This window comes from Nocardioides salsibiostraticola (assembly GCF_054783655.1).
Window position 1 is genome coordinate 85,135 of sequence record NZ_BAAGQD010000026.1, and the last position, 21,890, is coordinate 107,024.

Sequence of the window (21,890 nt, forward strand, 5' to 3'; positions counted from 1 at the left end):
GGAGTCCCCGGCGAACCGGGGACTCCCACCCCGGGTCACGCCAGGATCGACAACGCCCCCGGAAGCACCTCGGCGACACCGGGCGCACCGGCCAGGGCCGGTACGACGCCCAGCGGCTCGCCGTCGCCGCCGACGGGCACCTGGCCGCGGGCGCCGTCGGCCCGGATCTCGACCCGTCGGCCGCGCAGCATGGTGACTTCGGGGCGGGACACGTGCTCACCGTCGTAGACCGTCGGCAGGGCCCGCATCAGCGCCACCTTCGAGGTGGCCTCGATGACCACGACGTCGAGCAGGCCGTCGTCCACGACCGCGGCGGGCGCGATCTTCATGCCCTTGCCGTAGTACGCCGAGTTCGCGACGACCACGTTCGAGGCGGAAAATTTGTGGTCGACCCCGTCGACCGACACGACGTAGCGGGCCGGACGGTAGGTCGCCAGGGCGCGCAGGGCGGCGTAGGGGTACTGCAACGAGCGAGGCAACCAGGTCACCCGGTCCACGATCTCCGCCGCGTGGGCGTCGACTCCCGAGTAGACCGAGCCGGCGATGATCCGGGGAGCCGCTCCGGGCACCGTCCAGGAGATCAGGTCGACCCGACGGGCCTCGCCCTCGAGCAGCAGTTTCGCCTCCCCCTCGGGGGTCTCGGGAAGACCGAGCATGCGGGCGAAGTCGTTGCCCCGCCCGGCCGGCACCACGGCCAGGGTGCCTCCCACGGCGTGCACGGAACCGGCCAGCGACGACAGCATCCCGTCGCCTCCCACCGAGACCACGACGTCGCCGCGCTCGACCGCCTCGTGAACCAACCCGCCCATGGACTTGGGTCCGGGTGAGTAGGTCACGTCGACCCGGGCGCCTGCGTCCCGCAGCAACCGGGCAACGGGGACGACGGCCTCGGGGGCGGCCCCCCCACCGGAGTTGGGGTTGACCAGGAAGGTGAAGGACCGCGTCACGGGACCACTCACGGAATCAACACCCCCGGGTTGAGGATGCCCGTCGGGTCGAGGTCGGCCTTGACGGCGCGCAGCACCGAGGCGCCCAGCTCGCCGATCTCCGCGGTGAGCCACGGCTTGTGGTCGGTGCCGACCGCGTGGTGGTGGGTGATGCTGCCGCCCGTGGCGGTGATGGCGTCACTGGCGGCGGCCTTCGCAGCGAGCCAGCGCTCCAGGCCGCCCGTCGCAGCACCGGTCGCAGCGACGGTGAAGTAGAGCGAGCAGCCGGTCTCGTAGACATGGCTGATGTGGCACAGCACGATCGTGCCCTCGCCCAGAGAGGTCTCGAGCGCGGTCTTCACCGCGGTGTAGAGGGCATCCCGGTTGGACCACCAGGTGACGGTCTCGAGGGTTTCGACCAGGACGCCGACGTCGAGCAGGGAGTCGCGCAGGTAGGGCGCGTTGAAGCGTCCGTGGGCCCAGGCGTCACCGGGGTCGGTGCCGACGTTCGTCCCGCCCAACCCGGTCAGCACCGAGGTCACGGCGGTCCGCTTGGCCTCCACCGCTGCGGGGGTCCCCTCGTAGCCGGTGATCATCAGGCAGCCGGGGTCGCCCGCACCGCCGACGGCGTCGGGGTTGGCCAGGTTGATCGAGGTCTCGGCCTCGTCCGACAACCGGATGACCGTCGGCAGCAGACCCGACTGGGTCAGTGTCCGCATCGCTTCGGCGCCGACGGCGAAGGAGGGCCAGCGCCAACCCTCGTAGACCAGCGTCTCGGGGAGCGCTCGGACCCGGACCGTGACCTCGGTGATGACACCGAAGGCCCCCTCGGAACCCAACACGAGTTGGCGCAGGTCCGGTCCGGCGGCGTTGGCCGGCGAGCTGCCCAGCCGCCATTCACCGCGGGGCGTGGCGACACGCAGCGCGACGACCAGGGCGTCGAAGCGGCCGTAGCCCGCGCTGGACTGCCCGCTGGAGCGGGTGGCGGCGAATCCGCCGATCGTGGCGTACTGGAAGGACTGCGGGTAGTGCCCCAGCGTGAGCCCCTCGGCGGCCAGCAGCGCCTCTGCCTCGGGTCCGCGCAGGCCGGGTTCGAGGGTCGCGGTCATCGAGGTGTGGTCCACCGAGATGAGCGCCTTCATCCGGATCAGGTCCAGCGAGAGGCAGCCGGCGTACCCACCGGTCCGGGCGACCAGACCGCCCGTCACCGACGTACCGCCCCCGAACGGGACGACCGCCAGCCGGTGCTCGACGGCGAAGGCCAGGATGGCGGCAACCTCGTCGTGCGTGGAGGGGCGGACGACCACGTCGGGGGCATCGGTGAGGTCTCCTGCGCGGGCCTTGAGCATGTCCGGGGTCGACTTGCCCCGGGTGCGCAGCCGACGGGTGGCGTCGTCGGTCAGCACCTGGGCCGCACCCAACAGGTCCTTGAGGTGGTCGACCAGGGTCGAGGAGATCCCCACCGGCGGCAGGTCCACGGCGTCGCTGGCTGGGTTCTCGGTCAGGCCGAAGGCCATCTCGACGAGGTCCCGGGCGCTGGTTGGCAACTGCGTCTGGGAGGCCGGGTCGCCCCACCGTTGGGGGTGCATCTCGGACTGTTCGACGAGCGGGCGTGATGAGGTCATGTGTTACAGTGTTACACATGTCGTCACTTCGTAACAACCCTTCCGACCAAAGTGGTCTCGACGCCGCGGACCAGCCGGGCACCCAGCCGGGCGCTGCGTCGACCGACCAGGCGGGTGGCACCGCCGCCTCCAAGGAGGGGCCCCGCGAGGCCCGGGACGGCTACCTCGATGCCGCGCGTCACTGCATCCTCGACGTGGGCTGGCGGCGTACGACGCTGACCGAGGTGGCTCGTCGCGCCGGGGTGTCGCGGATGACGATCTACCGGACCTGGCCCGACATGCCCCAGCTCCTCAGTGACCTGATGGCGCGGGAATGGTCCGGGGTGGTGGAGGCGGTGGTCCGCGAGCAGGACCAACGCAGCGGCGTAGACCGTCTGGTGGCCCAGGTGACCGCGACCGTGCACGAGTTGCGCGAGAACGAGCTGTTCGTCCGGATCGTCGAGCTGGACCCGGAGTTGATCCTCCCCTACCTGTTCTACCGCCGCGGGCGCTCGCAGAACCTGGTGCTCAACCTGACCGAGGCGGCCGTGCGTGCCGGCCAGGACGCGGGCGAGATCCGGCCGGGCAACCCGACCACCCTGGCCCGCACCCTCATGCTCACCGGCTACGGGTTCGTGTTCTCCGCCCAGACCGTCCTGGACGACGACTGCACCGAAGAGCAACTCGATGCCGAGCTCACCGAACTCCTCACCCGGGCGCTGCAGCCGTGAGCGCCCCGACGCGCATCCGGGCCGGGCTAGCTGACGCCCCCACCCACGTCGACCTCGTGGTCATCGGGCTCGGAGTCACCGGCACCGGTGTGGCCCTGGACGCCGTCTCCCGCGGCCTTTCCGTGCTGGCGGTAGACGCCCACGACATGGCCTTCGGTACGTCGCGCTGGTCCTCCAAACTCGTCCACGGCGGCCTGCGCTACCTGGCTAACGGACAGGTCGGGGTGGCCCACGAGAGCGCGGTCGAACGCGGAATCCTGATGGAGATCACCGCTCCCCACCTGACTCGCCCGATGGCGATGGTCGTCCCCCTGTCCTCCTCGGTCACCCGCCTCCAGGCCGCGCTGACCCGGGCCGGGCTGTTGGCCGGCGACGCCCTACGCCGCTCCGCCCGGACCGGGGTCGAGACGCTGCCCAAACCTCGTCGACTCTCCGCGACCGAGGTCCTCCAGATGGCGCCACCACTGCGATCGGCCGGCTTGCGCGGGGGGCTGCTCTCCTGGGACGGCCAACTCGAGGACGACGCCCGTCTGGTCACCACCATCGCCCGTACGGCGGCCCATCACGGCGCCCACGTGCGGACCCGATCCCGGGTGCTCTCGGCCACGGGCACCGAGGTACGGCTGCGCGACGAGCTCAGCGGCGCCGAGCACACAGTCACCGCCGGCGCGGTGGTCAACGCGGCCGGTGTGTGGGCCGGGGACCTGGTCGAGGAGGTCACCCTGCGCCCGAGCCGCGGCACCCACCTGGTGCTGCGCGCGCAGGCACTGCCCGGCCTGTCGGTGTCGGTCTTCGCACCCGTGCCCGGGGAGACCAACCGGTTCGTGTTGGTGCTGCCCCAGCCCGACGGCACCATCTACGTCGGCCTGACCGACGAGCCGATCGAGGGCGACATCCCCGACGTCCCCACCCCCTCGGAACCCGAGATCGGTTTCCTGCTCGACGTCGTGTCCGCAGCCTTCACCCGTCCGCTGCACCGCAGCGACGTCGTCGGCGCCTTCGCCGGACTCCGCCCGCTGCTCGACGTGGCCGGCGAGGACTCCACCGCCGATCTCTCCCGCAAGCACGCGACCCTGGTCAGCCGATCCGGTGTCGTGACCATCGTCGGCGGCAAGCTCACCACCTACCGGCAGATGGCCCAGGACGCGGTCGACGCTGCGGTGACTCACGGTGACCTGCGCGCCGGGGAGTGCCGCACCCGCAATCTGCCGCTCCTCGGAGCCGCGCCCCGCTCCGACCTGGCCCGGTTGGAAGCCCCCGCGCGTCTGATCCGGCGCTACGGCACCGACGCGGAGCTGGTGCTCGAATCGGCCCGGGCGGTGACGGGTCTGCCCGACGCCGAGCTCCTCGCGCCGGTTTCGTCGACCATTCCGGTGACGCTGGCCGAGCTTCTCTTCGGCATCACCCACGAGGGCGCCTGCGACGTCGACGACCTGCTGGATCGGCGTACGCGCATCGGACTCGTCCCCGCCGATCGGGAGGCCGCCGTACCCCTGGCCCAGCGCGCACTGACGCTGGCTGGTGTCACTGCTTGACCGATAAAACTGGACCTTGGCCGATGAAACTTTCTCGTCCAAGGTCCAGTTTCACCGGCCGGCCGGTGAAACTCCCGCACGGCGCAATTCCGCCATTCCCCCTCAATCGGTCATCCTGCGTCCTAATCTGGTGCCATGCCCGGGGAACCCAACGCTCAGCCGACGAATACGTCGACCATCTCCGAGCGGTCGCTGGACACCCACCTCGACCCGGACCTGGACGCGAGCGCTCCTGCCCCGGTAGCCACCCTCGGCGAGCTGCGCACGCTGCTCCAGCGGGGTGCGATCGGCCGGGCCCTGGCCCGCGCCGAGGCTGACCGGGACTTCCCCACCTTCTCCAGCGCCACCGACATCCACCGCGCCGCCGTGCGGACCGTCATCCTCGAATGCCGTCTCGCCCGCGGCGACCTCCTCGAGGCCATGGCGGCCGGCGACGAACTCACCGAACACCTCGACACCGCGGGGACCGCGGCCGGCCTGGCGCTGTACGGCAAAGGAACCCTGGCCGCCGCGTTGGGCGACCCGCAGCAGGCTGCGGATCTGTTCGCCGCCGCCGGTGCCCACATCGGCTCCGACGCCCGGATGTCCATGCTCATCCCATGGCGCACCGGCGCCAGTCTGGCCCTTCTCCACACCAGGACCGGCGGCGCAGCGGCGTTGGCCGCCGACCACCTCGACCTGGTGGTGGAGTCCGGTTCGAAGCCCGCCCTGGCCCTGGCTCTTCGCACGGTCGCCGCCTGCGACAGCGGTGGTCGACGGGTGGCGCTGCTGCGCGAGGCGTTGGCCGCCGTGGAGGGGGCAACAACCGAGCGGCTGACCGCCCAGATCGCCACTGACCTGGCCGAGATGCTGGCCCTGAGCAACGAACCCGGCACCCACAACGAAACGGTCCAACTCCTGCGGCAGGCGGAGGCGTACGCCGGCCGGGAGCAGTTGTGGCCGCTGCGCGCTCGGGTACGCCGTGTGCTGGATCGCCTCGACGAGGCGTCTGCCCCCGTGGAGTCCGAGCGGTTGTCGGGATTGACCAAGGCCGAGCGTCGGGTCGCCGAACTAGCCGCCCACGGCCACTCGAACCGGGTCATCGCCGAACGACTCGACGTCGGCGTCAAGAGCGTCGAGTGGCACCTGTCGCGGGTCTACCGCAAACTCGGCATCCGCTCCCGCAGGGGCTTGGCGCCGCTGTTCGGCACCACCGTCTGAGCGGAACCGACCCGTCCTCGCAGAGGCTGCTCAGGCGAGCTTGCCGACCAGTTCGGCGCGCACCTTGGTCATCCGCTTCCGGTTCGCACCCAGGTCGGATCCGGCGTAGGGGACCGACTCGGAGCGGAAGTGCACGACCTTGTCCTCGTCGTCGATCTCGAACTCGACGGTGTCCTTCCAGCGGATCACCCGGGTCTTGAAGACGGCCTGGACGTAATCCGCCTCATCGGCAGTCACCGAGGTCCGGGAGTGGTCGGCGATCACCGCGAGCACCGCCGCCTTGGCCTCCGCCGCCGAACCGGTGAACGGGACCGGGTCCATCGCGCAGTACTTCTGGGTGTCCAGGGTCGACACGCACTTCTGCGAGCCGTCGGGGCAGGGGGAGAGTCGCTTGGCAGGCACGGTGGATCCTTCTCGGGTTCGGTCGCGCGTGGGCGGCGACGTCGCGGGCAGGCTACACGGACCATCCGTAGCCGATCGGGGATCGGATGGGGCATTGACCGATGCCGGTCAGTACTGGTGGAACCAACGCTCCATCTGACCGGCGATCCCTGGGCAGGTGACGTTCATGTCCCGGTTGTCCTCGACCCACTGACCCAGGACCGCCGGACCGCCCTGAATCTGACTGGCCTCCCCACATCGCTTCAGGGCCTCGGCGCGTGATGTCTGCCCGGCCGCCCGCCACTCCGGGATCCCCAGTCGCAGCCCACCCACGACCTGCTCCCAGAGGTAGGCGGTGGAGTAGACCCCGATCCGGTAGCCCGCGTCGGTGTAGCCACGCGCCACGCCCTCCACGACCGCCGCGTTCGCCTCGCGATCGCTGCTCCACGCGAAGTCCGGCACCGGCTCGACGTCGATCCACACCACGGGGCTCAGGAATCCGGTGCGCTTCATCGAGGCCACGTTGTAGCCCGCCTGCTGGTAGCCGGTGTTGCGCAACGCCCCGAGCCGGGTGCTCCCGTCGAAGGGGCCGTCATCTCCGTAGGTGGCGAGCGCGACGTTGTCGGGGAAGCTGGACACGGCGTACGCCGCGATCTGCTTGCCGCGTTGCCGCACGTAGTCGACCTGCTCGGCCAGGCACGGGTTGACCACGAAGCCGGGACCGTTGGTGAGCCCGACGACGATGTATTGCGCCGCGTCGATGGGCAACGGCGCACCCAAGGTGCGCTTCTCGGGGAGGCCGAGTCCCTTGGGGCACTGTGGCCAACTCATGTCGGCGCCCAGAACCGGATCGGCTCCCGATCCCTCCCCCTGATCTTGGGCCTGGGCTTGCGCCTGGGCCTCCGCCTCGGCCTGGAGCCGGGCCTGTTCCCGCTCGGTCCGGCTGAGCCCCGGCTTCTTCGTCGTCCCTTGCGGGGTCGGGTCGCTCGAGGCGAGCCCGGTGACCGGGGCCGGGGAGACCGGGCCCACGTCCCCGTTCTCCCCCGCCTTCTCACCTGCCTCGGAGCCACACCCCGCCAGCACCAGGACACAACCCACCGCCAGTGCCCCCACCCTCGTCCGCATCAGTTCATCGTGGCACGAGGGTGGAGGGTCGGTTCCCGGTCAGTCGGCGGGAAGCGCGACGTACGTCGTCTCGAGGTACTCCTCGATCCCCTCGAATCCGCCCTCGCGACCGAAGCCGCTGGCCTTCATCCCCCCGAACGGGGCGGCCGGGTTGGAAACCAGACCGGTGTTCATCCCGACCATGCCGTAGTCCAGGGACTCGGCCAGCCGGATGACCCGGGCGATGTCGCGGGTGTAGGCGTAGGAGGCCAGGCCGTACTCGGTGTCGTTGGCGCGACGGATCGCGTCGGCCTCCTCTGTGAAGGTGCTGATCGGGGCGACGGGTCCGAAGATCTCCTCGTAGTTGACCCGCGCGTCGGCGGGGACGTCGACCAACACGGTCGGCTCGTAGAAGTACCCGGCACCCTCCGGGGCGGAACCGCCGCAGACGATCCGGGCTCCCGACTCGACGGCGGAGGCGACCAACTCACTGACCGACTCGACGGCCTCGGGGGTGATCAGCGGTCCGACGTCGACGCCGTCGTCCTGGCCGCGACCGATCGTCAGGGCGGACATCTTCGCCGCGAGCTTCTCAGCGAACTCCTCGGCCACCGAGGTGTGGACCAGGAACCGGTTGGCCGAGGTGCAGGCCTCCCCCATGTTGCGCATCTTGGCGACCATCGCGCCCTCGACGGCCGCGTCGACGTCGGCGTCGCCGAAGACCAGGAACGGGGCGTTGCCGCCCAACTCCATGCTGACCCGCTGCAGTCCCCGGGCGGACTGCTCGACGAGCTTCTTGCCCACCCCGGTCGACCCGGTGAAGGAGATCTTGCGCAGCCGGTCGTCGCCCTGCAGGGTCGTGCTGAACCCGCTGGAGTCGGTCGTCGTGATGACGTTGAGGACCCCGTCGGGAAGGCCGGACTCGGCTAGAGCGGCCGCGAGGGCCAGCATGGTCAGAGGCGTCTGGGCCGCGGGCTTCATGACCATCGTGCACCCGGCCGCGATCGCCGGACCGATTTTGCGTGTCCCCATCGCGAGCGGGAAGTTCCAGGGGGTGATGAACGCACAGGGGCCGACCGGCTTCTTCACGGTCAACAGACGACTGCCACCGGCCGGTGCCGTCATCCAGCGGCCGTGGATGCGCACCGCCTCCTCGGCGTACCAGCGGAAGAACTCGATGCCGTAGCCGACCTCGCCCTTGGCCTCCGCGATCGTCTTGCCCATCTCCAGGCTCATGATCTCGGCGAAGTCGTCGGCCTGCTCGGTGACCCGTTCGAAGCATCGGCGCAGGATCTCGCCACGCTCCCGCGGCGGGGTCGCCGCCCACTCGGGTCCGGCCGCGACGGCTGCGTCGAGGGCCGAGGCCGCGTCCGCGGTGCTGCCGTCCGCCACCTCGGCCAGGACCGACCCGTCCGCCGGGTCGATGACCTCGAAGGTCGCTCCGGTCGACGAGCCTCGCCAGGCACCGCCGATGAAGAGTTGGCGGTTCTCGGTCGGAATGCGGTCCAGTCCACTCATTGGTAATCGCCCATCAATTGGTTGGTCAAGAAATTTTCCGTGACGTGATTGGAGGTGAGACGTATAGTTCTGCGTGTCGTCCTTCGGAGGGAGCACCTTGGAGACGACAGAGCCCCTCGCTGACCCCATGCAGCGGGGGGCTCGCTCCATTTCTTGCACGGTACCCACCCGGGGTCAGACTGCACGGCGAGCATCAACGGGCTGCTCGCATGAAGCGCTCCAGGATCGGCCCGGCGGTCTGTGACCCGGAGTCGCCGACCCGGACGAACGCGGCCACCGCGAGGTCACCCTGAGCGGCCATCATCCAGGCGTGGGTGCGGATCTGGTTGCCGTCGGCGAACTCAGCGGTGCCGGTCTTGGCGATGATGTCCGGGCCCGGGATGTCCGCCAGCCCCCGACCACTGCCATCGGTCACCACGCCACGCAACAGACCCTTGACCTGCGCGGCCTCGGCGGGCTTCAGGGGCGCCACCCCGGACGGAGGCTGCGAGGTCACGGATTCGATCAGCCGGGGCACCACCAGGGAACCCCCTTGGATCGAGGCCATGACTGTGGCCATCGCCATCGGGGAAGCCAGGACGGTGCCCTGACCGATCAGAGCAGCCGCGGCACCGGTCTGGGTGGTCGCCGGCTCCACCGACCCGAAAAAGGCCGGGAAGCCGAGGTCGTGGTCGACCCCCAACCCGAGGGAGGCTGCGGCCGCGGCCAGATCGCCGTCCTTCAATCGACCCCGTTCGGCGATGAAGGCGGTGTTGCAGGAGTTGGCGACCGCCGTGCGCAACGGGATCCGGCCGATCCCACTGCTGGGGTAGTCGGAATAGTTCTTGAAGGACTTGCCGTCCACCGTGATCGTGGGGCTGCAGGACACCTGACTGCTCGGTTCGAGCCCCGAGCGGAGCAGCGCCAGGGCACTGACGGACTTGAAGGTCGATCCCGGTGCGAACTGACCGAAGGTCGCCAGGTTGATCCCACCGGTCCCGGGTCCGTTCGCGGCGGCCAGGATGTTGCCGGTGCTGGGTTGGATCGCCACCAATGCGCTGGCCGGTCCGACGTCAGCCAGGGCCAGCTCGGCCTCGATCTGCAGATCGAGATCCATCGTCAGGACCAGGGGCTCGCCGTCGACCGCCTCGGATCGGAAGACCTCCCGCTCCTTGCCGTCCGACCCGACCGCCGTGACGGCGACGCCCGATTCTCCTTGCAGTTGCTCGTCGTAGCGGGCCTGAAGCCCCGAGAGCCCGGCGGTGTCGCCCACCTCGAACCGGTCGGGTTCGGCCTCGATCATCTCGGCCGTCACCTCGCCGACGCTGCCGAGGATGGGGGCCGCGAAACCCCTACGGGGTGCAAGGGGCTGGTCGGTGCCGATCAGCCGGGCGCCCTTGTATTTCTCGTAGTTGTCACGCACCGCCGGCGGGATCTCATCGGCCCGGAAGGTGATGGCCTCCACGAAGGCCTGGTCGCCGGCCGCCTCCACGCGGTCGGCGTACGACGTCGCGTCGACCCCCACCAACTGAGCCAGCCCGCTGGCCGAACGGACCGCGCGCCCCTTGCCGACCAGGGTCCGGTCGATCCCGACGCGGACCACCGGACGGTTGGTGACGATGGCCAGCCCCCGCGCCCCGGTGATGTCGCCACGGCTGCCCGTGAAGGTGTTCACCTCGAGGACCGCGGACCCGGCCAGGGACGGTTCGATGAGGCTCTCGTCCCAGGCGATCTGCCACTCCTGCCCCTCACCGGGCTCGAGGCTCAGGTCGGCGGTGACGTCGTAGGTCCACTCGGTGGGCCTGTCTGTGGTTCCGTCTGTGGTTCCGTCGGTGGCCCCGCCATCGACACCGCCCTCACCCAGCGGCCAGGTCCAGGTCAGGGTGGCGGTGGCGGTGTCGGGCTCGGGGTCGGCGCCCTCCAGCCGCTCGACCTGGGCGACGGTCACGGCGGGCTGGATCTCGCCCATGCCCTCGAGGATCGCGGAGTAGGTCGTCGTGGCCTCGTCGGCAGTCGCGCCGGACAGGGGCAACCCCGTGAGATCGCCGGCCGCGAGGGCCGTGGCCAACGCCTCGGCCGCGGGCTCCGGCTCGGGCCCGTCGGGACCCGGGGTGATCGCATCACAGGCGCTGGCGAGCAGGGCAAGGCTCGACGCGCACACGGCAAGCCGCACTCGGCGACGACGGTTCTCCCACATGCGCCTTGTGTATCAGCCGGAGCCGACATCCTCGATGAACGACTCGGTGCAGGGCGCCAGCATCACCATCACGAAAGCGCCGAGTGACACACCCTGCAGGGTTCAGCGCTGGAGAATCCTGCGTCAGGTGTCACTCGGCGATCTGGCGGTTCAGCAACCGGGCGTCGACTCAGTCGTTGGAGAAGTTCTTCTTGTGCCGCGGCTTCTTGGATCGGTTCGGCGGGCCGTCGGAGTCCGAGTCGGAACCGAACTCCTTGCGGGCCGATCGCGCCGGCGGGCCGGTGTCCTTCTGCAACTCGATCAACTTGCCGCTGATGCGGGTGCCCTTGAGCTTCTCCCACGACTCACTCGACAGATCCGCGGGGAGTTCGACGATCGAGTGATCCGGGCGGATGGCGATGTGACCGAAGTCCCCACGGGACAGGCCGCCCTCGTTGGCGATGGCGCCAACGATCTGGCGCGGCTCGACCTTGTGACGCTTCCCGACACTGATCCGGTACGGCGCCATGGGGACGTTGCTCTGGCTGCCACGGCTGCTTCGCGAGGAGTTCCCGGAGCGCTCGCTGCGCTCGGGGCGGTCCTTGCCGCGGCCCGGACGGTCGTCCTGGTCGCGCTGCGGGCGCTCGCTGCGGGCGGGGCGCTGCGGCTCCGGCTCGAGCAGCAGGGGCTGCTTGCCCTGCAGGACGATCGCCAGTGCGGCGGCCACGTCGACCTCGGGGACGTCGTGCTCGCCGAGGTAGTGGGTGACCACGTCACGGAAGAACCCGATCTGGGCGTGCGAGAGCGCCTCGGTGATCTGGTCGTCGAAGCGGGCCAGTCGGGTCGAGTTCACGTCGTCGACCGTGGGCAGCTGCATGTGGGTCAGCGGCTGACGGGTCGCCTTCTCGATGTGCTTGAGCAGGTACTTCTCGCGCGGCGTGACGAAGCTGATCGCGTCCCCACTGCGGCCAGCGCGGCCCGTGCGACCGATGCGGTGCACGTAGGACTCGGTGTCGGTGGGGATGTCGTAGTTGATGACGTGGCTGATCCGCTCGACGTCGAGCCCGCGAGCGGCTACGTCGGTGGCGACCAGGATGTCGAGCTTGCCCGACTTGAGCTGGTTGACCGTCCGCTCACGCTGGTTCTGCGCGACGTCACCGTTGATGGCCATCGCGGAGAAGCCGCGGGCGCGCAGCTTCTCGGCCAGGGTCTCGGTCTCGTTCTTGGTCCGGACGAAGACGATCATGCCCTCGAAGTTCTCGACCTCGAGGATGCGGGTGAGCGCGTCGACCTTCTGCGGGTAGGAGCAGATGAGGTAGCGCTGGGTGGTGTTCGCCGACGTCGTGGTCTTGTTCCTGACCGTGATCTCGACCGGGTCGGTGAGGTACTTCTTGGACAACCGCCGGATCGCGGCCGGCATCGTGGCGCTGAACAGGGCCACCTGCTTGTCGTCCGGGGTGTCGGCCAGGATCGTCTCGACGTCCTCGGCGAAGCCCATGTTGAGCATCTCGTCGGCCTCGTCGAGCACCAGGAAGCGCAGCTCGGTCAGGTCGAGCGTGCCCTTCTCGAGGTGGTCCATGATCCGGCCGGGGGTTCCGACGACCACGTGGACACCGCGGCGCAGCGCGCTGAGCTGGACGCCGTAGCCCTGGCCGCCGTAGACGGGCAGGACCTTGACGCCACGGGAGTGGGAGGCGTACTTCTCGAAGGCCTCACAGACCTGGAGCGCGAGCTCACGGGTCGGGGCCAGGACGAGCGCCTGCGGGGTCTTCTGCTTGACGTCGAGCTGGTCGAGGATCGGCAGCGCGAACGCGGCCGTCTTGCCGGTCCCGGTCTGGGCCAGCCCGACGAGGTCGTGACCCGCGAGGAGTGGCGGGATCGTCTGCGCCTGGATCGTCGAGGGGGACTCGTATCCGACGTCGCGCAGCGCCTTGAGGACTGCGTCACCCAGGCCGAGGTCGGCGAAGGTCGGGCCAGCGTCTGGTGCTGGAGGGGTCTGAGTGGGCTCGTCGCCCGGCGAAGTGGGGTCGGTTGCTGGGCTGGTCTCGGAGGCCGGTTCTGCGTTGTTCACTCGCCAACGGTAGTGGTAATAGGGCCCACGTCTCGATTCGACGGAAAAAAGGTTGCGTCACAGTCTTCTGCGCGTGGGACCTTCCGGTCGCCCGTCTCCTCGAAGCGGCCGCACCCCGCGGGGTGCGACAACCCCCTCTGCGGCGCAGATCCGGCCCTCAGGTGGGGCAAAAAGGGCGGTTCTCGGACATCTGACCGCCCGAATTGGGGACCGTGTTAGTCTGGTGAACAGCAGATGAACAGGAGATGTCTCATGGCCTACAGCCAGATGACCTCGCAGGGGCAGACCGCCTGCGAAATGCGCTGGGTCAGCGTTCAGGACGACAATGGCCGCCAACGCCTCGAAGCGCGCTGGGTCGACCCGAGTGCCGCACCTGCGGTCCCCGTCGCCGCCGCTGTCGCGCCTATCGCCGTCGTAGCTGCCGCCTGAACCACCGCACACACCCCCTCCTCGGGGTCATTCCTGTGATGCGTTGGCTCCACGGGTGACAATGGCGTGGTGACCGATTCCATGTCTCCCCTGGCCCTGCTGGACACCGATGCGCTGATCAACGACGAGGACCGGGCGATCCGGGACACGGTGCGCTCCTACGTCGAGGATCGCCTCAAGCCCGAGATCGCCGGCTGGTACGACGCGGGCAAGGTGCCCGTGCGGGACCTGGCCCTGGAGTTCGGCAAGCTCGGACTGCTCGGGATGAAGCTCGAGGGTTACGGCTGCGCCGGGACCAGCGCCACGGCGTACGGGCTGGCGTGCTTGGAGTTGGAGGCCGGCGACTCCGGGCTGCGGTCGATCGCCTCGGTCCAGGGCTCCCTGGCCATGCAGGCGATCTACTCCCACGGCTCGGAGGAGCAGAAGCAGGAGTGGCTGCCGCAGATGGCGGCCGGCGAGGCGATCGGTTGCTTCGGACTGACCGAACCGGACTTCGGCTCGAACCCCGGCGGCATGCGCTCCCGGGCCGTCCGCGACGGTGACGACTGGATCCTCACCGGCAACAAGATGTGGATCACCAACGGCTCGGTGGCCGATATCGCGATCGTGTGGGCGCGGGCCGAGGAAGGCATCCGCGGATTCATCGTTCCCACCGACACCCCCGGGTTCAGCACCGCCGACGTGAAGCAGAAGATGTCGCTGCGCGCCTCGGTGACCTCAGAGCTCATCCTGGACGAGGTGCGGGTCCCCGCTTCGGCGATGTTGCCCGAGGCTCGCGGGCTCTCCGGCCCGCTGTCGTGCCTGACCGAGGCCCGCTTCGGCATCATCTTCGGCTCCGTCGGAGCCGCCCGCGACTGCCTCGAGGCGACCCTGCGGTACGCCGCACAGCGCGACATCTTCGACAAGCCCCTCGCGGCGTACCAACTCACCCAGGCGAAGTTGGCCGACATGAGCGTCGAGCTCAACAAGGCCATGCTGCTGGCTCTGCACCTGGGCCGGATGAAGGATGAGGGCCGGCTCGAAGCGCCTGCGATCAGCGTCGGCAAGCTGAACAACACCCGCGAGGCGATCAAGATCGCCCGCGAGTGCCGCACCATCCTGGGCGGCGCCGGGATCACGCTGGAGTGGCCGTTGATGCGGCACGCCAACAACCTGGAGTCCGTCCTGACCTACGAGGGCACCGCCGAGGTGCACCAGCTCGTCATCGGCCAGGCCCTCACCGGGACCTCCGCCTTCCGCTGAGTCGGCGCGTGTTGACGCAGTTAGCGCCGACTCGGGCCCTTTTCGGCGTCAAGTTGCGCCGACTCACCAGAAGATTGGGGGAGGGCGGAATAGATCGGGATGGGCCTTGCTTGAGTTAGTTGTAAGTACAACCAACTACCTCCCGAAGGAGCACCACCATGACTGAGTTCGACACGGGCACCACCGCCCTGAGTGACATCACCGGCCAGTACACGATCGACCCCTCCCACTCCCGCCTCGGCTTCAGCGCCCGCCACGCCATGGTGACCAAGGTCCGCGGACAGTTCGGCGAGTTCACCGGTGAGGCCACCGTCGACACCGCGAACCCCGCCGCCTCCTCGGTGCGCCTGGCCATCAAGACCGACAGCATCACCACCGGCAACGCCGACCGCGACGGTCACCTCCAGTCCGCCGACTTCTTCGGCGCCGAGGAGAACCCCGAGATCACCTTCGTCTCCACCGAGGTGACCCGCGACGGTTCGGAGTGGACCATCACCGGCGACCTGACCATCAAGGGCACCACGAAGTCCGTCGAGATCCCCTTCGAGGAGACCGGTTCGGCGCGCGACCCGTTCGGCAACATGCGGATCGGGTTCGAGGGCGGCACCACCATCAACCGCTCAGACTGGGGCCTGAACTTCAACGCCGCACTCGAGACCGGCGGTGTGCTGGTCTCCGAGAAGGTCAAGCTCGAGTTCGACGTCTCCGCGATCGCGAACGCGAACGCCTGATCGACCCCTGATCGACCCCGACAACACCGCCCGGCCCGGATCGTCGCGAACCTTGCGCGGCTTCCGGGCCGGTGGCGCGTCATCATCGAGGCATGCCGAAACCCGTCCTTCGCGAAGGGTTTCCGCGCCCGATCACACCATCGACCGAAAGCTCGGCTAACCCGCGGCCGGCACCTCGACCGTGGTGCAGATCCGGGTCACCGACGGTCGGGGCGGAGTCGAGGAGAACCCGAACCGGGGTGAGGGTTCCACCGGGGCGAGCGCACCCAGGTCGCGGCCGTCGAAGGTGCCCGCCAGCGAGGTGACCACACGGTTGTCGGTCGCGCCGTACCACTCCTTGCGGCCGTTCACGGTCTCTCCCGCGACCCGCACCCCACGCAACACCAGCCGCGCGATCAGGTCGATCAGGGAGATCCACCGGGGCGCGTGGGCCACGGTCCGGGGGACCAGCCGCAGCAGGGCGCCGAGCCACGTCCGACGCCCCACCTCGAAGTCCAGGTGCAGCGAGGCCGAACGGATCGACCAGGTGGACCCGTCGTCGACCAGGTCGAACGGCTCGACGCGGATCTCGTCGAAGCGGTACGTCGCCCCGATGAAGTTGGCCACCGCCCCGGAGGGGGCAACCAGGATGCGATGTCCGCCGGGTAGTTCGACCATGGCGTCGCCGAACGAGCCCAGCGGGCTGTCGGCCCAGTTGCCGACGACGATGCGCACCCCGCTCGTCGACCCGACCCCGGCGATCTGTCCCAGGAATCGCGAGCGCCCGACCACGCGCATGAGGGCAGGCGCCGAGGTCGTCATACCCTGCCTGTACCCCGAACCCCGGCACTTCATGCCGTGGACCAGTCGGGTCAGCCGACCGTCAGCCGACCATCAAGTAGCCGTCGATCTCACAGATCAACTCCGAGGTGGGTCGTTCGGGAAGGGCGTGGCCCAGGTCCCGGTTGCGGACCTCCCCGATCCACTGGCTGTGTTGGTACTCGTGGTTGGTGACCGCCACGATCAGACCCACCGCGATGTGGGAGAGCTGCTGCGGGGCACCCACACGTCCGTCGACGATGTCGGTCATCCGCACGTGGAGCCGATCGGCGGCGGCCGCCCGGTAGTCCCGGATCCGGTCCAGCACCGGCAACTGGCCACGGGCGGACTCGGCGGTGGCCGCGTCCATCAGCCGGTCGAGCTCGGGATCCAGCGAAGGCTCGGCGGCCGTGAGGTTGCGGACCATGAAGTGCGTGACGGCCGCCTGGTGGCCCAGGTGCCAACCGATGGCGCTGGAGTTCTCGTGCGGACGCCAGAAGACCTCATCGGACTTCAGGTCCGCGTAGAGCGACTCGGTGTAGGCACGCGCGGTGTCGAACTCGGCCAGGAGGTCGGGGATGGCGATCCGCGGCCCGGCCGACAGGTCGCTCATCGGGCGAGCCATTCGGCGTAGGCGTCGAAGGTGAACGGGCGCCCCAGGAAGTCCTCGACCAGGTCCGCGGCGTCCTTGCTGCCACCGGGAGCCAGGATCGCGTCGCGGTAGCGACCCGCGACCCCGGTGCCTGCGGCTCCGTCGGGGCCGTCGGGGGCCCCGGCTGCGGCCAGGTCGATGCCGTCGAACGCGCTGAACAAGTCCTTGGCGATGACCAGCGACCACATGTAGGTGTAGTACGCCGAGGAGTAGCCGCCGAGGTGACCGAAGCTGGCGAACATATGGGTGCCGTCCAGGTAGGGGTACGGGGCGTAGCGCTCCTGGAGTTCGCGGGTCCGCGCGGTCAGGTCCTCGGGTCGTTCGGTGTGGAACCAGTAGGACATCGCGGCGTAGAACATCTGCGAGCTGGCCTGGATGCCCTTGCCGAAGTCGTCCCCGCGCACCATCGCGGTGACCAGGTCGGCCGGGATCGGCTCGCCCGCGGCGTTGGTGGCGAAGGACGCCAGCACGTCGGCGTCCCAGGCCCACTCCTCGAGCAGTTGGCTCGGCGCCTCGACGAAGTCCCACTCGGTGGAGACGCCGGCGAACCGCGCCCACTCCCCGCGACCGGCCAGGACGTGGTGCACCAGGTGTCCGAACTCGTGGAACAGCGTCACCACGTGGTCGTGCTCCATCAGGGTCCGGGAGAAGTTGCACACCAGCACCCCTTCGGGCAGTTGCCGGTCCGCGACCCCGTCGGTCAGCGTGAACTGGGCGGCGTGGTTGAACTTGTTCTTTCGCGGGTGCAGGTCGAGATAGATGCGACCGAAGCTGGCCTGGTCGGTCCCGCCTTCGACACCAGCCCCGACACCGGTGCGCGCGTCGTACACGTCGTAGACGGTGACGTCCTCGTGCCACACCGTGGCGTCGACGACCGGCTCGTAGCGCAGCCCGAAGAGCCGCGCGGTGACGTCGAGGAGACCCTGACGCACCTTGGGGAAGTCGAAGTAGGTCCGCACCTGCTGGGAGTCGACCTCGAACTGTTCGCGACGGACGATCTCGGTGTAGAACATCGAGTCGGGAGATTCCAACCCCTGCGCCTCGGGGACGTCGCGCTGCAGGCGCTCGAGGAGTACGGCGCGGTCGCGCTCCATCGCCGGACGCGCCACCGCGGCGATCCGGTCGATGAACTCCGGGATGGCCGGACCCGAGTCGATCATCTTCACGTCGGCGTCGTAGGACGCCCAGTCGGCGTACCCGACCAGCGTGGCGAGTTCGTGGCGCAGCGCGAAGAGTTCCTTGAGGAGCGTGTCGTTCTGCGGCCACCCCACCGAGAGGGAGGCCACGGCGATCTCGCGACGGACGCCGGCGTCCTCGGCGTACATCCGGGTGGGCAGGGCGTCGGGGTACTCCGTGGTCACGGTGACCAGGCCCTCGTCGTCGGCGGGGTGCGCCTCGAGCCAGTCCGCAGGGAGGCCCTTCAGCTGCTCGGGGGTGACCCGGATCGATCGGGTGTCGTCACGGATGTTGCGCGAGAACTCCTGGTCCAGCTGCGTGAGGCGTTCGTTGATCCAGGTGATCCGGGCGCGCGTCTCCTCGTCCCGGTCGACGCCGGCGCGGGTGAAGTCGGCCAGGACCTTGGTGAGGTACCGCTGGGCGGTCGGATCGAGGTCGCTTCCGTCCAGGGCGGCGAAGGCGTCGTAGAGGGCACGGTCGAGACCGAGCTCGGTGGCCATCCGGCTGACGTCCTGCTCGACCGACTCGGCCAGGGTGCGCACGGCCTCGCCCGGGTGGACGTTGGAGAGCAGGGAGCCCATCGCGGCGACATTGCCGAGCTGCAGGTTCAGCTCGTCCCACTCCTTCAGCGTCGCCGCAGCGTCGCGAGCGGGTCCGCTGCGCAAGTCGTCGGCCAGACGGCGGGCGGCGGCCAGGCCGTGCTCGGCACGGTCCCTGACCCAGGTCTCGGCGTGGTCGTCGGCGGGCAGCGAGAGGGGTTCGAGAGTCACAGCGCAACGGTACGGCCAGGGTGGTTCTCGGTGGTCGAGCCCACCCTCGCCACCTCTCATGCAGAATCGTTCCATGGAGCCCCGCGTCGGTCAGGTCGTCACCGTCTTCCGCAACCGACTTCGCCCGGAGTCGACCTCGCAGTACGCCGACGAACTCGCGGTGGTCGCCGAGCTGGCCCGGTCGATGCCGGGGTTCGTGGAGACCAAGACCTTCGTCGCCGAGGACGGGGAGCGAGCCACGGTGGTGACGTTCGCCGATCCCGCAGCCCACGCGGGGTGGCGCGAACACCCGCGGCACCGATCAGCCCAGCGGCGGGGCATCGAGGAGTTCTACGAGACCTACTCGATCGCGGTGGGTACGACGTCGTACGCCAGCGCCTTCACCCGCGCCACCGACGACCCGGCGTAGGTCCGACTCTCACCAGTGCCCGGTGCCGGGGGCTCCCTTGAAGGGTCCGACCACCCGACTGGTGATCCAACCGCCGTAGAACGTGCCCTCCTGGGGGGTCACCACCTCGTCGTTGATGGTGATCCGGTCCACGGTGGCGGGCATCAGGGAGATCGCGTCGCTCAGGGCGGCGAAGCGCGCCGTCGGCTCGGGGTAGTTCCAGGCCCCGGCCGCCACCACGGTGTCGCCGGCGACGAGGTCGTAGTAGGAGGCCTTCCCCTTCCACTCACACCAGGTCGCTCCGTTCATGGGGCGCAGGACGCCCTCGACGAACGCCTCGCGCGGGAGGTAGTACGTCGGGGGGTGGCTGGTCTCCAGCACCCGCCAACTCGTTGTGGACCGGGCGATGACCATCCCGCCCAGCTCGATCACGATCGACTCGTTGCTGGTGTCCAGGGCCGGCGGTCGCGGGTAGTCCCACGCGGACTCCTGGCCGGGGCCGGGCTTCACTGGCTTGATCCTCATGGGCCAAGTCAACCGGCGACCTCCAACTCGGCGATCCCGGGCGACCGCACGACCGCTGGACAGAAGCGTCGATTCCAGGCATTCTGAACAGGTGTCCAGTCAAGTGTCCAGTTCTTCCCGCCAGAGCCTCAACGCCCGCCAGGCCGAGACCGTCGAGCGGTTGATGGTCGCCGGTCTCGCCGAACTCGGTGCGGTGGGGCACGAGGCGCTCACGGTCCGATCGGTCGCCACCCGGGCGGGGGTCTCCCCCGCCACGGCGTACACCTATCTGGCCTCGAAGAACCATCTGTTCGCCGAGCTGTTCTGGCGATTCTTGGTCGAGGACCCGCCGGTGGAACCGACCACGGCGGACCCGGTCGAGCGACTCCAACGGGTGACCCGGCGGCTGGTCGAGCGGCTCGCACAGGCCCCACACCTCGCCGCGGCCGTGACCCCGGCGCTGCTCGGGACCGACCCCGACGTAGAGCGCCTACGGGTGAAGATCGGTCACGAGTTCGTGAGCCGCTTCCACTCCGCGCTGGGACCCGACGCCGATCCGCACCTCCTCGAAGCCGTCACCCTGGCCTTCTTCGGAGCACTGCTCCAGGGCGGGATGGGGCTGATGACCTATGCCGAGATGGCCGACCAACTCCAAGCCGTGGTTGCCGTCATCCTGAAAGGACACGACCTGTGAGCCACGCCGACGCCGTCGAGCCCATTGCCTTCGACCCCTTCGACTACGGCTTCCAGGAGGACCCCTACCCGGTCTACACGCGCTGCCGGGCCGAGGAACCGCTGCACCACAACGAGACCCACGACTTCTGGGTGTTGACCCGCCACGAGGACGTCCACCGGGCCTTCCGCACCGAGGACGTCTACTCCAACGCCATGGGCGTCTCCCTCGAGCCCAGCGCCTGGGGTCCGCACGCCCCGAAGATGATGTCCTTCCTCGGGATGGACGGCGATCAGCAGCAGCGGTTGCGTTCCCTGGTCTCGAAGGGTTTCACCCCCCGTCGCGTCACCGAACTCGCTCCGCAGATCGAACAGTTGACCGATCGGTACCTCACCCGATGCCTGGACCTCGCCGAGAGCGGGCAGGGGTTCGACTGGATCACCGACTTCGCCAGCAAACTCCCGATGGACGTCATCTCCCAACTGATGGGGGTTCCGGTGGCCGATCGTGACGAGGTACGCCGCCTGGCTGACCTGGTCGTGCACCGCGAGGACGGTGTCCACGACGTACCCGCCGCCGGTGTCAGCGCGGCGCTCGAGCTGGTCGTCTACTACGCCGACATGGTCGCCCAGCGACGCCGGCGACCGACCGAGGACCTGACCAGCGCCCTGATCGCGGCCCGGATGGACACCGACGACGGAGCCATCAACGTGGCAGGAGCAGGGGACCGGCTGACCGACGAGGAGATCATCGCGTTCCTCTTCCTGATGGTCGTGGCGGGCAACGAGACCACCACGAAGCTGCTGGGTCACGCGTTGTTCCACCTGACCCGCCACGAGGAGCAGTACGCCGACGTCTTTGCCGCCCCCGGTCCCGCGGGTGTAGGTGGACTGGTCGAGCCCTGGATCGAGGAGACGTTGCGTTACGACACCTCCACCCAGGTCCTGGCCCGACACCTCCTGCAGGACGTAGCGCTCCACGGCAGGGTCGCTCCGGCCGGCGCCAAACTGGCGCTGGCCCTGGGGTCGGCCAACCGCGACGAACGGGTCTTCGACCGCCCCGACGTCTTCGATATCCACCGCCCGGCATCGGAGTTGGCGCAGATGGTCAGCTTCGGCGGCGGCCGACACTTCTGCCTCGGCGCCAACCTGGCCCGCCTCGAGGCCCGGATCGCGTTGCGCGAACTGGTCAACCGGGTCCGCTCGATCGACGTGGCCCACGAGGACTGTCTCCGGGTCCATTCGGTCAGCGTCCGTGGTTTCGCCTCGGTGCCCGTGACGTCCGTGAAGCGACGCTGATCCG

General features: G+C 69.4%; 20 protein-coding genes. 9 read left to right on the top strand and 11 right to left on the bottom strand.

Translation table 11 applies throughout. The features are described 5' to 3' along the window. Positions 1-35: 35 nt before the first annotated feature. Both ACYVLV_RS14960 and ACYVLV_RS14965 read right to left on the bottom strand, forming a co-directional pair. A complete protein-coding gene (locus tag ACYVLV_RS14960) occupies positions 36-959 on the bottom strand; it encodes a diacylglycerol/lipid kinase family protein (protein WP_460811163.1) in 924 nt (307 codons plus the stop codon). Continuing rightward, the gene (locus ACYVLV_RS14965) at positions 956-2,551 is read right to left on the bottom strand and encodes an FAD-binding oxidoreductase (protein ID WP_460811165.1); all 1,596 of its coding nucleotides are present in this window, start codon (positions 2,549-2,551) and stop codon (positions 956-958) included. The genes ACYVLV_RS14960 and ACYVLV_RS14965 overlap by 4 nt, the downstream gene beginning before the upstream one ends. A 17-nt stretch (positions 2,552-2,568) precedes the next feature. Between ACYVLV_RS14965 and ACYVLV_RS14970 the strand changes: the two genes are divergently transcribed. The 3 genes from ACYVLV_RS14970 to ACYVLV_RS14980 all read left to right on the top strand — a co-directional run bounded on the left by ACYVLV_RS14970 (position 2,569) and on the right by ACYVLV_RS14980 (position 5,996). Then, on the top strand, positions 2,569-3,261 hold the full coding sequence (locus ACYVLV_RS14970; RefSeq protein WP_460811168.1) for a TetR/AcrR family transcriptional regulator: 693 nt from the start codon (positions 2,569-2,571) through the stop codon (positions 3,259-3,261). Continuing rightward, on the top strand, positions 3,258-4,796 hold the full coding sequence (locus ACYVLV_RS14975; protein WP_460811171.1) for a glycerol-3-phosphate dehydrogenase/oxidase: 1,539 nt from the start codon (positions 3,258-3,260) through the stop codon (positions 4,794-4,796). The genes ACYVLV_RS14970 and ACYVLV_RS14975 overlap by 4 nt, the downstream gene beginning before the upstream one ends. Before the next feature lie 135 nt (positions 4,797-4,931). Continuing rightward, positions 4,932-5,996 carry a LuxR C-terminal-related transcriptional regulator gene (locus tag ACYVLV_RS14980; protein WP_460811172.1) on the top strand — a complete coding sequence of 355 codons (1,065 nt, stop codon included), beginning with the start codon at positions 4,932-4,934 and terminating at the stop codon, positions 5,994-5,996. A gap of 30 nt (positions 5,997-6,026) precedes the next feature. Here the strand turns inward: ACYVLV_RS14980 and ACYVLV_RS14985 are convergent, their stop codons facing one another. The 5 genes from ACYVLV_RS14985 to ACYVLV_RS15005 all read right to left on the bottom strand — a co-directional run bounded on the left by ACYVLV_RS14985 (position 6,027) and on the right by ACYVLV_RS15005 (position 13,225). Continuing rightward, positions 6,027-6,398: a DUF1499 domain-containing protein gene (locus tag ACYVLV_RS14985; RefSeq protein ID WP_460811174.1), complete on the bottom strand. Its 372-nt coding sequence runs from the start codon at positions 6,396-6,398 to the stop codon at positions 6,027-6,029. Between the two features lie 108 nt (positions 6,399-6,506). Then, on the bottom strand, positions 6,507-7,502 hold the full coding sequence (locus tag ACYVLV_RS14990; RefSeq protein ID WP_460811176.1) for a hypothetical protein: 996 nt from the start codon (positions 7,500-7,502) through the stop codon (positions 6,507-6,509). Between the two features lie 39 nt (positions 7,503-7,541). After that, positions 7,542-8,999, bottom strand: a complete 1,458-nt coding sequence (locus ACYVLV_RS14995; RefSeq protein ID WP_460811180.1) for an NAD-dependent succinate-semialdehyde dehydrogenase — start codon at positions 8,997-8,999, stop codon at positions 7,542-7,544. Between the two features lie 193 nt (positions 9,000-9,192). Beyond that, complete coding sequence (locus ACYVLV_RS15000; RefSeq protein ID WP_460811183.1) at positions 9,193-11,175, bottom strand: penicillin-binding transpeptidase domain-containing protein; 1,983 nt, start codon at positions 11,173-11,175, stop codon at positions 9,193-9,195. A gap of 169 nt (positions 11,176-11,344) precedes the next feature. Beyond that, positions 11,345-13,225: a DEAD/DEAH box helicase gene (locus ACYVLV_RS15005; RefSeq protein WP_460811185.1), complete on the bottom strand. Its 1,881-nt coding sequence runs from the start codon at positions 13,223-13,225 to the stop codon at positions 11,345-11,347. A 252-nt stretch (positions 13,226-13,477) separates the two neighbouring features. On the opposite strand from ACYVLV_RS15005, the gene ACYVLV_RS15010 reads away from it, so the two are divergent. From ACYVLV_RS15010 to ACYVLV_RS15020, 3 genes are all read left to right on the top strand, one after another. Further along, positions 13,478-13,654, top strand: a complete 177-nt coding sequence (locus ACYVLV_RS15010) for a hypothetical protein (protein ID WP_460811187.1) — start codon at positions 13,478-13,480, stop codon at positions 13,652-13,654. A gap of 81 nt (positions 13,655-13,735) precedes the next feature. Then, positions 13,736-14,896, top strand: coding sequence for an acyl-CoA dehydrogenase family protein (locus tag ACYVLV_RS15015; protein WP_460812210.1), 1,161 nt, complete (start codon positions 13,736-13,738; stop codon positions 14,894-14,896). A gap of 158 nt (positions 14,897-15,054) precedes the next feature. After that, positions 15,055-15,627, top strand: coding sequence for a YceI family protein (locus ACYVLV_RS15020; protein ID WP_460811189.1), 573 nt, complete (start codon positions 15,055-15,057; stop codon positions 15,625-15,627). Positions 15,628-15,783: 156 nt separating this feature from the next. Here ACYVLV_RS15020 and ACYVLV_RS15025 read toward each other — a convergent pair whose 3' ends face one another. The 3 genes from ACYVLV_RS15025 to ACYVLV_RS15035 form a co-directional block, all read right to left on the bottom strand. Continuing rightward, positions 15,784-16,428, bottom strand: a complete 645-nt coding sequence (locus tag ACYVLV_RS15025) for a hypothetical protein (RefSeq protein ID WP_460811190.1) — start codon at positions 16,426-16,428, stop codon at positions 15,784-15,786. A 61-nt stretch (positions 16,429-16,489) separates the two neighbouring features. Continuing rightward, positions 16,490-17,038: a DinB family protein gene (locus ACYVLV_RS15030; protein ID WP_460811192.1), complete on the bottom strand. Its 549-nt coding sequence runs from the start codon at positions 17,036-17,038 to the stop codon at positions 16,490-16,492. Then, on the bottom strand, positions 17,035-19,023 hold the full coding sequence (locus tag ACYVLV_RS15035) for a M3 family metallopeptidase (RefSeq protein WP_460811194.1): 1,989 nt from the start codon (positions 19,021-19,023) through the stop codon (positions 17,035-17,037). The genes ACYVLV_RS15030 and ACYVLV_RS15035 overlap by 4 nt, the downstream gene beginning before the upstream one ends. Before the next feature lie 73 nt (positions 19,024-19,096). Between ACYVLV_RS15035 and ACYVLV_RS15040 the strand changes: the two genes are divergently transcribed. Beyond that, positions 19,097-19,432: an antibiotic biosynthesis monooxygenase family protein gene (locus ACYVLV_RS15040; protein WP_460811196.1), complete on the top strand. Its 336-nt coding sequence runs from the start codon at positions 19,097-19,099 to the stop codon at positions 19,430-19,432. Between the two features lie 9 nt (positions 19,433-19,441). On the opposite strand, the gene ACYVLV_RS15045 is transcribed toward ACYVLV_RS15040, so the two are convergent. Then, positions 19,442-19,936 (bottom strand): DUF427 domain-containing protein, encoded by a 495-nt coding sequence (locus ACYVLV_RS15045; protein WP_460811198.1) that lies wholly within the window; start codon positions 19,934-19,936, stop codon positions 19,442-19,444. A gap of 91 nt (positions 19,937-20,027) precedes the next feature. On the opposite strand from ACYVLV_RS15045, the gene ACYVLV_RS15050 reads away from it, so the two are divergent. Together ACYVLV_RS15050 and ACYVLV_RS15055 are read left to right on the top strand one after the other, a co-directional pair. Beyond that, complete coding sequence (locus ACYVLV_RS15050) at positions 20,028-20,609, top strand: TetR/AcrR family transcriptional regulator (protein WP_460811200.1); 582 nt, start codon at positions 20,028-20,030, stop codon at positions 20,607-20,609. Beyond that, positions 20,606-21,886 carry a cytochrome P450 gene (locus ACYVLV_RS15055; RefSeq protein ID WP_460811201.1) on the top strand — a complete coding sequence of 427 codons (1,281 nt, stop codon included), beginning with the start codon at positions 20,606-20,608 and terminating at the stop codon, positions 21,884-21,886. Before ACYVLV_RS15050 ends, ACYVLV_RS15055 begins: the two co-directional genes overlap by 4 nt. Positions 21,887-21,890 lie beyond the last annotated feature (4 nt).

Coding starts and splice junctions, on each gene's coding strand:
- ACYVLV_RS14965 (WP_460811165.1), bottom strand. CDS start 2,551: ATGACCTCATCACGCCCGCTCGTCGAACAGTCCGAGATGCACCCCCAA.
- ACYVLV_RS14970 (WP_460811168.1), top strand. CDS start 2,569: ATGTCGTCACTTCGTAACAACCCTTCCGACCAAAGTGGTCTCGACGCC.
- ACYVLV_RS14980 (WP_460811172.1), top strand. CDS start 4,932: ATGCCCGGGGAACCCAACGCTCAGCCGACGAATACGTCGACCATCTCC.
- ACYVLV_RS14990 (WP_460811176.1), bottom strand. CDS start 7,502: ATGCGGACGAGGGTGGGGGCACTGGCGGTGGGTTGTGTCCTGGTGCTG.
- ACYVLV_RS14995 (WP_460811180.1), bottom strand. CDS start 8,999: ATGAGTGGACTGGACCGCATTCCGACCGAGAACCGCCAACTCTTCATC.
- ACYVLV_RS15000 (WP_460811183.1), bottom strand. CDS start 11,175: ATGTGGGAGAACCGTCGTCGCCGAGTGCGGCTTGCCGTGTGCGCGTCG.
- ACYVLV_RS15010 (WP_460811187.1), top strand. CDS start 13,478: ATGGCCTACAGCCAGATGACCTCGCAGGGGCAGACCGCCTGCGAAATG.
- ACYVLV_RS15015 (WP_460812210.1), top strand. CDS start 13,736: ATGTCTCCCCTGGCCCTGCTGGACACCGATGCGCTGATCAACGACGAG.
- ACYVLV_RS15020 (WP_460811189.1), top strand. CDS start 15,055: ATGACTGAGTTCGACACGGGCACCACCGCCCTGAGTGACATCACCGGC.
- ACYVLV_RS15025 (WP_460811190.1), bottom strand. CDS start 16,428: ATGACGACCTCGGCGCCTGCCCTCATGCGCGTGGTCGGGCGCTCGCGA.
- ACYVLV_RS15030 (WP_460811192.1), bottom strand. CDS start 17,038: ATGAGCGACCTGTCGGCCGGGCCGCGGATCGCCATCCCCGACCTCCTG.
- ACYVLV_RS15040 (WP_460811196.1), top strand. CDS start 19,097: ATGGAGCCCCGCGTCGGTCAGGTCGTCACCGTCTTCCGCAACCGACTT.
- ACYVLV_RS15045 (WP_460811198.1), bottom strand. CDS start 19,936: ATGAGGATCAAGCCAGTGAAGCCCGGCCCCGGCCAGGAGTCCGCGTGG.